At 34.5% G+C, this 12,446-nt stretch carries 11 protein-coding genes; 8 read left to right on the forward strand and 3 right to left on the reverse strand.

The features are described 5' to 3' along the window. Window positions 1-122: 122 nt before the first annotated feature. Window positions 123-3,386 (reverse strand): UvrD-helicase domain-containing protein, encoded by a 3,264-nt coding sequence (locus tag JR053_RS03875; protein WP_416603601.1) that lies wholly within the window; start codon window positions 3,384-3,386, stop codon window positions 123-125. Window positions 3,387-3,460: 74 nt separating this feature from the next. Between JR053_RS03875 and JR053_RS03880 the strand changes: the two genes are divergently transcribed. The 6 genes from JR053_RS03880 to JR053_RS03905 all read left to right on the forward strand — a co-directional run bounded on the left by JR053_RS03880 (window position 3,461) and on the right by JR053_RS03905 (window position 7,050). Further along, a complete protein-coding gene (locus JR053_RS03880; protein ID WP_010406717.1) occupies window positions 3,461-4,327 on the forward strand; it encodes a 4-(cytidine 5'-diphospho)-2-C-methyl-D-erythritol kinase in 867 nt (288 codons plus the stop codon). A 3-nt stretch (window positions 4,328-4,330) separates the two neighbouring features. Then, window positions 4,331-4,678: an Mth938-like domain-containing protein gene (locus tag JR053_RS03885; protein ID WP_017532635.1), complete on the forward strand. Its 348-nt coding sequence runs from the start codon at window positions 4,331-4,333 to the stop codon at window positions 4,676-4,678. Further along, window positions 4,672-5,481 (forward strand): metal ABC transporter permease, encoded by an 810-nt coding sequence (locus JR053_RS03890; protein WP_007302687.1) that lies wholly within the window; start codon window positions 4,672-4,674, stop codon window positions 5,479-5,481. The genes JR053_RS03885 and JR053_RS03890 overlap by 7 nt, the downstream gene beginning before the upstream one ends. A 114-nt stretch (window positions 5,482-5,595) precedes the next feature. Beyond that, the gene (locus tag JR053_RS03895) at window positions 5,596-5,778 is read left to right on the forward strand and encodes a hypothetical protein (protein WP_010406711.1); all 183 of its coding nucleotides are present in this window, start codon (window positions 5,596-5,598) and stop codon (window positions 5,776-5,778) included. A gap of 5 nt (window positions 5,779-5,783) precedes the next feature. Further along, window positions 5,784-6,803: a DNA polymerase III subunit delta gene (gene holA, locus JR053_RS03900; RefSeq protein ID WP_007302689.1), complete on the forward strand. Its 1,020-nt coding sequence runs from the start codon at window positions 5,784-5,786 to the stop codon at window positions 6,801-6,803. A 31-nt stretch (window positions 6,804-6,834) separates the two neighbouring features. Beyond that, window positions 6,835-7,050, forward strand: coding sequence for a hypothetical protein (locus JR053_RS03905; RefSeq protein WP_395461095.1), 216 nt, complete (start codon window positions 6,835-6,837; stop codon window positions 7,048-7,050). On the opposite strand, the gene gltX is transcribed toward JR053_RS03905, so the two are convergent. Further along, a complete protein-coding gene (gltX, locus tag JR053_RS03910; protein ID WP_010401524.1) occupies window positions 7,011-8,360 on the reverse strand; it encodes a glutamate--tRNA ligase in 1,350 nt (449 codons plus the stop codon). The genes JR053_RS03905 and gltX overlap by 40 nt on opposite strands. A 222-nt stretch (window positions 8,361-8,582) precedes the next feature. Here gltX and typA point away from each other — a divergent pair, with 222 nt between their 5' ends. Further along, a complete protein-coding gene (typA, locus tag JR053_RS03915; RefSeq protein ID WP_007302691.1) occupies window positions 8,583-10,412 on the forward strand; it encodes a translational GTPase TypA in 1,830 nt (609 codons plus the stop codon). Between the two features lie 333 nt (window positions 10,413-10,745). After that, a complete protein-coding gene (locus JR053_RS03920; RefSeq protein WP_010401513.1) occupies window positions 10,746-11,972 on the forward strand; it encodes a CCA tRNA nucleotidyltransferase in 1,227 nt (408 codons plus the stop codon). Here JR053_RS03920 and JR053_RS03925 read toward each other — a convergent pair. Beyond that, window positions 11,965-12,342: a hypothetical protein gene (locus tag JR053_RS03925; RefSeq protein WP_416603606.1), complete on the reverse strand. Its 378-nt coding sequence runs from the start codon at window positions 12,340-12,342 to the stop codon at window positions 11,965-11,967. The two genes, JR053_RS03920 and JR053_RS03925, sit on opposite strands and share 8 nt — an antisense overlap. Between the last annotated feature and the right edge of the window lie 104 nt (window positions 12,343-12,446).

Genomic DNA, 12,446 nt, shown 5'->3' on the forward strand with positions numbered 1-12,446 from the left:
CCTTTTTTGATAGTATGCATATTGCTTATCAGAAAAATATTGATAGCATTAAACAGGATGCTGATTTTGGTTTTGACTTTGTTAATTCTTCTGTCAGTTAATTCATGCCTGTCAGATCAAGTCTAAACTATTACAGTTAAATCTTCCATCCAAATAACCACGCACTCTACCTGCTTATCTGGGTAGACTTCTTGCACTAAGGTTTTATAGATCAACATTTGCTTTTTTATTTCATTTGATGAGGAAATAGAAACGTTATGGTGTGATTTATAGTCAATTATGATTGCTTTGTCTTCTGTTATACACAGTCTGTCTAGCCGCACTAATACTGGTTTTCCGTCAATTGTTCCACTAAGTGGAATTTCTGATTTGCCCTCCAAGTTGAACAGGTAATCATATTTTTCATTAAAGGTTAATATTTTGCTGTAAATTTCATCCTTATCTTCACTAGTGTTTATGCTATCAAGATATTTCCTAACCCAATTTTTTCTCCTGTCTTTCTCTATCTTGGGCATATATTGCAATATACTGTGAATTATTAAGCCTCTTGCATAGCTGTCTGTCGTCCCAATGCTCCTTTTTGTCATTCCAGCATTCTCATCTGTCATCCCAGTGCTTGACACTGGCTTTTTTTCTCCAGGTTCCAGCGTTACGTGCTGCAATGACATTGATAGGTTTGATGGAGGTGAAATCACTGGAACATCAAAATAATCACGTTTTTTATAAATAGAAGGGTAGTTTGCATTCATGCATAGCACTTCAACTTTTTCTTTAAATATCGGCTGTAAGTATAGTTTTTTCCTCTCATATAATGCTCCATATTGAATAACTAGATCATACCAAGAGCCCTTTTGCACTGGCTCTTTGCCTAAAATGTATAACTCATCTTCAGCACGCGTAAGTGCCACGTACAGCAAACGCAAATATTCGTTATAATCCTCTAGTTTTCTCTCTCTTTTTACTTGATTACAATAAGCATTACTATTTTTGCCACACCAAAATGGTGCTTCCGTTGCATCAAACAAAATATTTTCGCTGTTTCTTGGTACTGTATTTGTGTCAACTAAAAACACTATTGGAGCTTGTAGACCTTTTGATTTATGAATTGTCATTATTCGTACAGCATTGAGTTCTGATTGCATATCGTTTTTAATCTCAGGATTATTTTCTTTGATCCACTGAACAAATGCTTGAAGAGATGGGTGCTCAAATTGCAATACGAGGTTCATAAATTCGTCTAGAATCTCGAAGCACTCAAGACCTAGCCTTGCAGCAAATTTCTTTTTACCTGTGCGTAATATATGCGTGAATAATGTAAGAGGGGATTTTGTCTGAGATAAGTTAATCAGATAGTTTAATTCGCTATAAATAACCTCATGATAATCATGAATTTTTTCCCACAATGACTGCTCTTTACGATTATATGCAATATTGAATAAATCGTCCTCAGTAAAGTTAAATAGCGGTGATTTTAAAACATTTGCAAGAGCAAGATCATTTGCCTGGAGGAGCAAAAATTCAGCTAAAGCTATTAAGTCCTGCACAGCTATGTAATCCATAATTCTAAAATAATCTCGGCCTATAACTGGTACATTTACTTTTTTTAGTTCACTTATTATGTAATCAACTAACACATTTCGCTGCCGTACCAAAATCATAATATCCCTTGGTTCTATATGACGATCTTTGGCGACTAAAATCCGCCCTTCGTTTAACCAATTGTGAATTCTTTGGGCTATTGCCTGAGCAAGTAATCGATCTGTTACTACATAATCTTTCCTCTGTATTAAATGAATTTGTAAGGCTTGCTGCTCTTCCTCTTTATACCTTGGCAGTAACGGCCAGATTTCAATGTACCCTTGATCGTTTTCTCTATATGGAATATGTTTTATCTTGTTATCATTGAAAGATATTTCTTCACGAAAATTGTTAAATATTCTGTCTACAAGCATCAAAACTTCTGGAGTTGAGCGAAATGACTTTTCAAGTTGACATGATACCCAATCTCTGCCACCGGTTTTCGTGTGAAAATATTGCTGCATGTAATTAAATAGATGGGGATTTGCTCCTTGAAATCTGTAAATTGATTGTTTTACATCTCCAACAACGAATAAAGTTCTCTTTTCGTCACCACCGGTAAAAAATTCATTGCAGAGATTTGTTATAATTTTCCATTGACTGATACTATTGTCTTGTGCCTCGTCAACAAGAATGTGGTCTATTTTTTGATCTAGATTAAACAATATCCAATCTTTATAGCCTGGATTGCTAAGGAGATTTGTTGCTAAATTGATGATATCATCATAATCAAGCAGTGCATTCTTTGATTTTTCACTATTATATAGATCAACATATACTTTAAATATACTAAGTAAACTACTGGTTCTTGCGAATATTTGATAAGAATTTATATCCTTTACATGGGTAAACAATGCATTTTGAATGCTTTCTATCATTTGCTCTACGTCTTCAAATTTTTCCAAAGCACCCTTTGTTATAATGGATGATATGCTCTTTTTTTCGTACGATTCTGATTTGAGAAATACTTTAGCTAAGTTCTCTATCTTGTTGTCATCCCAGTAGCTGACACTGGGATCCAGAAAAAAAGAAATATGGATCCCAGTGTCAGCTACTGGGATGACAACATTTGGTACGGACGATTTTGTGCTATTACACCAATCATAAAGTATCGCACTGTAACTCTGATCTCTTTTGCTGCCCTCACTTAATATTTTAGCTAATCTTTTTATCTGCTCAATCGTTTCACTCTGTAAATCGTGAATCTTATCTGGGGCACTTAGTTTATCTTTGATATACCCTAAATTATTTTCTAGAGCTGATCTCTTTATACATAAGGTATAGAGTAAATCACTCAGCTTGTTTTCATCAATTTCAGCTGCAATGATATTTATATCGTCCTGCACAGTTTCATTATGAAGCGTTTTTTCAAATACGATGGAATGCAATTCTTTACATTCGCTCAACGTACAATTTGGAGCGATACCAGTTTCTGTAGGAAAGCTGGAGATTAATTTATAACAAAAGGCGTGTATAGTTTGAATATTAAGACCAATATTTTCCAGTTCAGAAAAAAGCCTTCTTGCTCTTGTTAAATAATCTTTATTTTCTCTGGTCACACACTGGGCTAATTGTTCTAAATCTGTGACCAATATACCCTCTGGACATATTGCCCACTTACTAAGTGTACTGTAAATGCGATCCTCCATTTCATTTGCTGCAGCATTGGTAAATGTTAAGCAGAGAATATTTCTCTTATTCTCTAATAGAAGTCTTAATACTCTGTCTATTAAGATCTTTGTTTTACCTGTACCAGCTGATGCACTTACCCATACAGAGAAGTTAGGATTTATGGTATTTGATCTCATTAGGAGTGTATAAAGTTTGACTGAAGTGGCATTTCAAGTATAGTAAATAAGATAGTGTTAGTGAAGATATACAGATGGAAAGTTTTTGTGTAAAGGCTCCTGCAAAGATCAATCTTTTTTTACATATTATAAATAGAGAAGAAAGAGGGTATCATTTAATTGAAAGTTTGGTTGTCTTTGCTAAACTTTCTAATTTTTTAGAGATAAAAGTAGGAGAAAAAAACTTTAGATATGATAACTCTACAGTTCAATTTGTAAACTCTGAGTTTAAAATAAATTATCGATATAATACTATAACGAAAGCATTGAGTCTACTGCTTAGGCATGCTCCTGTACGCACTAAAGTCACTGTGAAGGTTGTAAAAAATGTACCAATTGCTGCGGGATTTGGTAGTGGTTCCTCAGATGCTGGAGCTGTGATACGCATGCTGGGAGAGCTTTGGAACATTGATAGGCAAATTTTAAATGATATAGCTTTAAGCGTTGGTGCTGATGTGCCTGCAAGTGTAGATAGTAAGCCAGTTTTTGTTAGAGGTGTTGGTGAGGAATTATGTCCCATTAAGCAATGCTCTTTACCCATAAGTCTGGTACTTGTGAAACCAAAAAAAAAGTTTTTGAATACATCAGAAGTATTTTCCAAGTATAAAGAGGATTTCTCTCAGCCAATTAAGTGGAGTGATAACACTGAGGAGAATTTGTTAGAGCTTCTTAAAGAGACAAAAAATGACCTGCAAGAAGCAGCAATAAGTCTTGTACCTGAAATTCAGAATGTAATATCAACACTAGAGTCACAAGAAGGCTCTATACTTTCTCGTATGTCAGGTAGTGGTGTAGGGTGTTTTGGAATGTTTGATAGTGAAGAAAGTGCAAAAGCTGCAGCGGCAAATATCAAAAAGGAATATCCAGAATGGTGGGTGTGCGACACGGAATTAATGGTTTGATTTATGCCCTTAATTTCCAAGAAGAAAAATCTTATAGATGGTTACAGGGAAGAAAGATTTTGGGTAAATAATCAAGAATATCATGGCTCAATTATAATTTTTCCTGAAAAGGTGATTAAATTGAAAGAAAGTGATATAAATAACAAGGAGTATTTTAAATCTTTTTTAACAGAGGAAATAGAGATTTTGATAATAGGTACTGGTAAGATACGCGATTGTTCAATGAAGTCTTATCTTATGGAGCAAAAGAATTTAAATTTTGAATTTATGACGACGGGTTCTGCATGCAGAACCCATAACGTTTTAATATCTGAAGATAGATTTGTTGTCAGTTATCTGATAGCATGTTAGAGATATTTACACAGAGTTTTTTTATAAACAGTCTAATTGCGGTAATTATGATTAGCCTAGTCACAGGAGCTCTAGGGTCATTTATGATATGGCAAAGGTTATCGTATTTAGGTGATAGTTTGTCCCATTCTTCATTGCTTGGTATTGCACTTGCTTTGATCTTTAATATCAGCCCATCGGTAAGTATAATGCTCATTGCAATTATGTTTGCTATACTACTTTCTCTTAATTTTAATAAATTATACTCTGCTGATACGATATTGAACATAGTTACCAATGTAGTTTTATCATCGAGTTTAATACTTATGTCTTTTCTTCCATCAGGTAATAATAGTATTATTAGCTCACTTTTTGGTGACATATTAATGATTGACCAAAGTAATATAATATCAATTTTTCTAACCTCCGTAATAGTTACTTTGATATTAATATTTAGATGGCGCTATTGGCTGATGATTTCGATTAATCAAGATTTGGCAACAGTTGAGAAAGTACATGTTAATTTTGTTAGGCTAGAATTTTTGATTATACTCGCTATCTTTATTGCAATTTCTGCTCAATTAATAGGAATATTACTCATTGCTGCATTTTTGTTAATACCTGCTGCATCAGCAAGACTCATTTCAAAAACTCCAATGCAAATGATTATTGTTGCAACAGTTTTTTCTGTGATTTCTGGAGTATCAGGTTTGATATTATCTGCAAGTTTTGACTTATTAACTGGACCTGCAATTATACTTATCGCAGCTGTGTATTTAATCATTGCTTATTTTATAAGATTGGTGTTAAGTAGATCGACTTAATTTTGGTCTCGGAAGTTCATAATTCATTAACAAATGAGTGTAACTATCTGAGCGTAAAGTAGTTTTTGCTACGTTGTTTTTATGTGCTAATTGTTAATTTGTGGAGTGAAAGATATGGCCAAAGGATTTTTTTCTAGATATATAGGACAGCCTATAAAAAATTTTTATAATTATGTTACGGGAAAGAAAGAAGTGTCTGATGATATGCAGAATACAGCAAATCAAAAAAGCTCAGAATTGTTGGAAACTGATGTACAATCAAATGATGTACCACCAAGTAGTGATAATATAATATAGATGGCATGAGGATCACGCCATCTAAAGTTAAAAAATTCCTTGAGAAACCCGATACTTTAAGTGGTGTATTAATTCATGGGAGTGACAATAGTAAGGTCGATATTTTTGTACAGGAAATAATTGCCAACTTGAATGAGTATTCAGTTCAGGTGATGGATTTTGCAGTAGTGAATAAGTCGCCTGGCTTGTTATTTTCCGAGTTGGCAAACATTTCGATGTTTACTAAAAAAAGGCTAGTTAAGCTGATAAATGTCAGTGGAAGTATATCTAAAGAGTTAAGAAACATATTGGATCATAATATAGGCGATCATTATATAGTAATGATAGCAAATGATCTTCCATATAGTTCTACAACTAAAAGTTATATGGAAAGCTCAAAAATTTTCGGTGTCATTACCTGCTATAAGGACAGCGGTAGTAATCTTTGTGATATTATATCAAGTTACTTGAAACAAAATGATATAGAGTGCACAAGTGAGATAATCTACCACTTGCAGTCTTATTTTAATCATAGCAAACTGCCTATATATTCAGAGCTTGAAAAATTAGTTTTATATCTAGGAAAAAGAAAAGATCTTAAACTTGCTGATATAGATCTATGCTTTTCAACCTCCGGCAATGATTATGTTACACTTGATAATCTGTGCTCTGCAATAGTGAGTAAAGACATGGGACAATTCATCAAAATTTCCGATGTATTGATATTACAAGAGAATTTTTCACCGATAGCATTAATCCGTATTATATCAAATTATTTTCTACGGCTAGAAAGCGTTTTGCTGTTAATACAAAATGGAATGAATGAACAAGCTGCAATTGACCAGCTGAGTCCTCCATTGTTCTTCAAACAATTGCAGAGTTTTAAATCTCATTTGAAAAGTTTGCAACTTTCAGAACTTAAGAAGATCTTAGAAAATTTGATGAGCTTGGAAGTGACTTGTAAAAGAACTGACTTGGACCATAAAATGATCTTTCAGCATGAGATTAACTATTGGTGTTATTCGTTCAGCAGAGTAGTAAAATAAGGTAGACGAGAAAAAACAACTAAATGTTGTCATGAAAGTAGCTGACACTGGGATCCAGAAATATGGGATATGTGTAGAAGTTATTTTAAAATACAACGTTTTGGCAAGATTATGGATTCCAGTGTCAAGCACTGGAATGACAGGAGCAGAAACTGGAATGACAAGAAATCTAATATTTTCACATTTCCTGAACAATGCTTATTGGTGTCATTCAAATACATTCGGTGCATTTAAACCTTTTGTATGATTTTCTTCTAACCTTGCAACAATGCTCTCTCTACCGATAAAAATTAATAATTTAGCGAGTTCTGGACCTGTTTCTGTTCCTGTTAAAGCGAGGCGCAACTGCATAAATAGATCTTTTGCCTTTATATCAACTATCTGTCGAATATTTTTAACCCACTCTGATAATGTGTTTTCATTACAATCACCTTTAGGCAATGAACTTAGCGCTATTTTTATAAACTCTTTATTAAGAACCACAGGCTCTATACCAAATTTGCATGTTTTCCACCATTTGGCCACCTCAGAAAACTTTTCTATATTACTCCTTATAAAATACCAAAACTCTGAGCCAATTTGACTTAAACGATCTTGCACCATTTCAAATGGCATTTGTTGCAGCACTTTGCTATTTAGCTTATACATTTCACTCAAGCTGAATTGTGCAGATGCTGAGCTAAATTTTTTAATATCAAATGAGTTAATTAAAGACTGCATATCAACATGAGCTTCTATCGGATCAGATGTGCCAAGTTTTGCTAAATAGCTAATTAGCGCCATTGGCTCAATCTCATCTTCTCTTATGGACTTAATATCCAACCCACCTTTCCGTTTCGATATCTTGCTATCATCAAAATGTAGTAGGGGAAGGTGAGCAAATATAGGAATTTTCGCTTTTAATGCTTTAATAATTTGGATCTGAACTGCGGTATTAGTTACATGATCTTCCCCGCGTACAACATGGGTTACATTAAAGTCAACATCATCAACAACAGAAGGTAACATGTATGTATAAATTCCATCTTCTCTTTTTACCACAGGATCGCTAATGTGAATTGTTGCAATATTTATTTCACCTTTAACTTCATCATTCCATTTTACAATTTCGTTTCTATTCAATTTAAATCTGAAATGTGGTTTTCGTCCTTCTTGCTCATAACGAATTTTCTCTTGCTCAGTTAGAAGCAACGCACCTCTATCGTAAACAGGGGGAAGACCTTGTTTTAATTGCAATTTTCGTTTAGTGTCTAATTCTTCTCTTGTTTCATAACATGCATAAATATGACCTTCTTTCATTAACTGTAAGAACACCTCGTTATAGCGCTCAAAACGCTCTGATTGCTTAAAACTTGAATTCCAGTTTATGCCAATCCATTTTAGGTCTTCTATGATATTATCTACATATTTGATATCTGAACGCTCAAGATCAGTATCATCAAAACGTAGTAAAAATTTTCCATTTTGATTACGTGTGTACATCCAACAAATGAGTGCAGTGCGTATGTTTCCTACATGTAGGTAGCCAGTTGGGCTTGGAGCGAATCTTGTTAGCATTTAAATGATTACTTTAGTTTATTTTAATTGTATATAAATGTACTGCTAAAGCAAGATTCTTCTTTGTCTTGGTGTTAGTTGCTACAAAGTACAGCGAACATGAAACCTTTTTGTTAGAGTTCCATGATCTGCCTAAAATACTCTGAAAGCACGGCTTTAGTTATTTACTCTAAATATATTATACGTATACTTGTTATTAAATTAAATTTGAAATGATAAGAAATGAGTGAATTTAAATCAATCCGCAATATTGCAATAATTGCACACGTTGACCACGGAAAAACTACTTTACTTGATAACATGTTAAAACAAAGTGGCACGTTTCGTGAGAATCAAGAAGTTCAAGAACGAGTGATGGATAGTGGTGATCAAGAACGCGAACGTGGGATTACAATACTTGCAAAATGTACGTCAATAATGTGGGGTGATGAGAAAATCAATATCATTGATACACCAGGACATGCGGATTTTGGTGGAGAAGTGGAAAGGGTGCTCTGCATGGCAGATGGTGTATTACTACTGGTTGATGCTGCAGAAGGTCCAATGCCACAGACTAAGTTTGTGTTGTCAAAAGCACTAAAGGCAAATTTAAAACCGATTGTGATAATCAATAAGGTTGATCGACCAGATAGCAGAATTGATGAAGTACTAAATGAAATATATGAGTTATTTTTTAACCTTGATGCAACCAACGAGCAACTAGATTTTCCAGTACTCTATGCTTCAGGTAGAAATGGTTGGTGTGCTAAGGAGCTATCTGATGAGAGAAAAGATTTAAGCCCATTATTTTCAACGGTGATAGATTACATAAAACCTTCCGTTTATGATCAAAATGCACCTTTTGCTATGCTAGTTACTTTACTTGAATCTGATAAATTTCTTGGCAGAATATTGACAGGAAAGATCTACCAAGGAATCGCGCAAGTTAACTCAGATCTTAAGGTAATTGATCTTGATGGTCAAGTGGTTGAGCGAGGGAGATTAACTAAGTTACTCTCATTTTCTGGCTTAAAACGCGTTCCAGTAGAGCAAGCTGTAGCTGGTGATATCATTGCCATTGCAGGACTTGAGAAAGCTTCAGTTTCAGACACTATAGCAGCACCAGAAGTTACAACTGCGATCAGCTCAACTCCAGTTGACCCGCCAACAATGGCGATTACTATAAGCGTGAATGACTCACCTTTTGCTGGGCAAGAGGGAACAAAACTTACCTCAACTGTTATAAAAGATCGTTTATATGCAGAAGCAGAAACAAACGTTGCAATTACTGTAACTTTGGCTCCAAGTGGTGAAGCATTTGAAGTAGGTGGACGTGGTGAGTTGCAGCTTGGGGTACTGATTGAAAATATGAGAAGGGAAGGTTTTGAACTTTCAGTTTCACGGCCTCGAGTGCTGTTTAAAGAAGAAGATGGCAAAAAACTTGAACCTATAGAGGAAGTAGTAATTGATGTAGATGATGAGTATAGTGGAATCATCATGGAAAAACTTAGCTTTCGAAAAGGTGAAGTAACTGACATGAGACCTTCTGGTAGTGGCAGAACTAGGTTGACATTTTTAGTGCCATCAAGGGGATTAATTGGCTATCAAGGAGAATTTTTAACTGATTCTCGCGGCACTGGTATAATCAACCGTTTATTTCACAGTTATGCTCCACATAAAGGTTCAATTTCCGGAAGGCGTAATGGGGTTTTAATTTCAACAGACAAAGGCGAAGCAGTAGCGTATGCAATTTTCAATCTGCAAGATAGGGGAATTATGTTTGTTAAGCCACAAGATAAGGTATATTGTGGTATGATTGTCGGTCAGCATAGTCGTGACAATGATTTAGAAATAAATGTACTTAAAGGTAAGCAATTAACAAACGTAAGAGCTTCAGGTAGCGATGAAGCTATAAAGCTTACTCCACCAAAAATAATGACACTGGAGGATATGATAGCATATATAGACGATGATGAATTGGTAGAAGTAACTCCAAAATCTATACGTTTGCGTAAGAAGTTCCTCGATCCAAATGAACGTAAACGTGCAGGAAGGGCGAAGAATAAAGAGTAATCAACGTTCCTGATAAAAAGCTGTATGAGCTACTCGGATAACACCATCATAAAGGGAACCAGTGTCAGTTACTTGAGCAGGTACTGGGATGACAAGAGAAGGCTACAAAGGTGTCATGCAAGTAGCTCATCCAGCTTTTTTATAATCATCGAAAACATTGTATTTTAACATTACTTTTATACTTATAAGTTTCTAGGCACTGGATTTGTTGTAGACTTACTCTATCACTTTACCCTCTTATTTTACCACTCTCCTGCCTATATATTTTTATATGAGGATTTTTGCAAAAGTTTCGCATTTTTTGTAACATGATTTTCAGTATGTGTAACCTAAATGCAAATTGATCACGAAACTAGTGTAATTATTGAGGCCATAGAGAAATTTGGTGGTGAGGCAAGGCTTGTTGGTGGATGTGTTAGAGATTCAATTTTACAGCGTGACATTCACGACATCGATCTTGCTACTAATCTGCTGCCTAATCAAGCAGTTAAAGCGTTAAAACTCCGTAATATAAAAACTATTCCAACTGGCTTAAAACATGGAACTATTACTGCGATTTTAAATAAAAGATCCTTTGAGATTACAACGCTAAGGCATGATGTAAAGTGTGACGGTAGACATGCGAAGGTAGAATTTACTAATGATTGGCAAGCTGATGCTTCAAGGCGCGACTTTACGTTTAATGCTCTTTATGCAGACAAATATGGCCATATATACGACTACTTTGGTGGCATTCAGGACTTAAAAGCACGAAAGTTAAACTTTATAGGTAACGCTGAAGATAGGATTAAGGAAGACTATCTACGTATTTTAAGAGCGTTTCGTTTTCACGCTAAAATATGCATAGGAGATTTAAGTGATGAAATATTGGATGTGTGCAAAAAGCATTCGCACATGATTCAAAACCTCTCTGGAGAGAGAATAAGAGAAGAAATATTTAAACTCTTGGAATGCAATGATCCTGCTCCAACACTTAAGAGCATGCAAAAATCTGATGTTTTACAAAAAATTATTCCAAAAGAAGTAAAATGCGAAATTTTATCTTCACCACTTCTTATCAACACTAAACCTCCTACAAAACCCTCAGCGTATGGCCATACGCCTTTCCTAGATCCCACAATCGATGCACTAACAAAATTAGCGTTGCTTATTAGGACTGCTGAAGATAGAGTTAGTCTTGGGGAAGAAGTGAGCAAGTTTTTACGTCTTTCAAATAAGCAAAAGAAAAAAATATTATTTTTATTATCAAACAATATCAAAACAGAGCTTTCAGAAAAAGAGCAAAAGAAATACATATCTTTATTTGGTAAGGAATTATATTGTGACTTAATGAAGATTTGTGGTATTGAGTCTGGAATAAATGTTGATGAGTATATTTCATTTGCTAAGATGTTTAACATTCCAAAATTTCCTTTATCTGGTGATGATTTAATAACTATAGGTCATCAACCAGGAAAAAATTTAGGTAGAAACTTGGAATTGCTACGACAACACTGGGAAGACAGCTCCTACACTTTAACAAAGGAGGAGCTGATACTTTATGCTAAAAGTTTTATCTAGACATTGCTTCTTGCTTCACACTTACCGGAGTGCTATTAGTGTGACTCATGGAAGGATTAGGTGTTAATTTGTATTTTTCTTTAGCTTTCTTTGTTAATTGATACTCGTTTACTCCTCCTTGAGTCTGATTACACATTCCCTGATTTGGGGATAAAAATGTATCTCTTATACTTGATGCCAGTTGTAATCCCTGAATCTTATATGAAAAACATTTCATTTCAGCTTTTATTAACTCCTTCACAATAAATTCTTTGACTGAGTCATTATTGCTATCATTTCTGTTAGCCAAAAAATCTGTGAAAGAATTTAGTATTGATTTACTATCTTCTTCATTTAAATTGTAATAGTTTAGACTTGATCTGACAAGCAAACAAAGTAAGATAAAAATATAGACAAGTTTTAAAGGAGTGTCAGATATGAATACAACACAAGAAAATGTAATAGTTTAGACTTGATCTGACAGGCATGAATTAA

Source organism: Wolbachia endosymbiont of Nasonia vitripennis, from assembly GCF_048054115.1.
GTDB lineage: Bacteria > Pseudomonadota > Alphaproteobacteria > Rickettsiales > Anaplasmataceae > Wolbachia.

What these genes read in the sequence shown, in the direction of transcription:
- holA (WP_007302689.1), top strand. Translation starts at nt 5,784, where the DNA reads ATGAGGATCACGCCATCTAAAGTTAAAAAATTCCTTGAGAAACCCGAT.
- gltX (WP_010401524.1), bottom strand. Translation starts at nt 8,360, where the DNA reads ATGCTAACAAGATTCGCTCCAAGCCCAACTGGCTACCTACATGTAGGA.
- JR053_RS03885 (WP_017532635.1), top strand. Translation starts at nt 4,331, where the DNA reads ATGCCCTTAATTTCCAAGAAGAAAAATCTTATAGATGGTTACAGGGAA.
- JR053_RS03905 (WP_395461095.1), top strand. Translation starts at nt 6,835, where the DNA reads ATGAAAGTAGCTGACACTGGGATCCAGAAATATGGGATATGTGTAGAA.
- JR053_RS03920 (WP_010401513.1), top strand. Translation starts at nt 10,746, where the DNA reads ATGCAAATTGATCACGAAACTAGTGTAATTATTGAGGCCATAGAGAAA.
- JR053_RS03890 (WP_007302687.1), top strand. Translation starts at nt 4,672, where the DNA reads ATGTTAGAGATATTTACACAGAGTTTTTTTATAAACAGTCTAATTGCG.
- JR053_RS03895 (WP_010406711.1), top strand. Translation starts at nt 5,596, where the DNA reads ATGGCCAAAGGATTTTTTTCTAGATATATAGGACAGCCTATAAAAAAT.
- JR053_RS03875 (WP_416603601.1), bottom strand. Translation starts at nt 3,386, where the DNA reads ATGAGATCAAATACCATAAATCCTAACTTCTCTGTATGGGTAAGTGCA.
- JR053_RS03880 (WP_010406717.1), top strand. Translation starts at nt 3,461, where the DNA reads ATGGAAAGTTTTTGTGTAAAGGCTCCTGCAAAGATCAATCTTTTTTTA.
- typA (WP_007302691.1), top strand. Translation starts at nt 8,583, where the DNA reads ATGAGTGAATTTAAATCAATCCGCAATATTGCAATAATTGCACACGTT.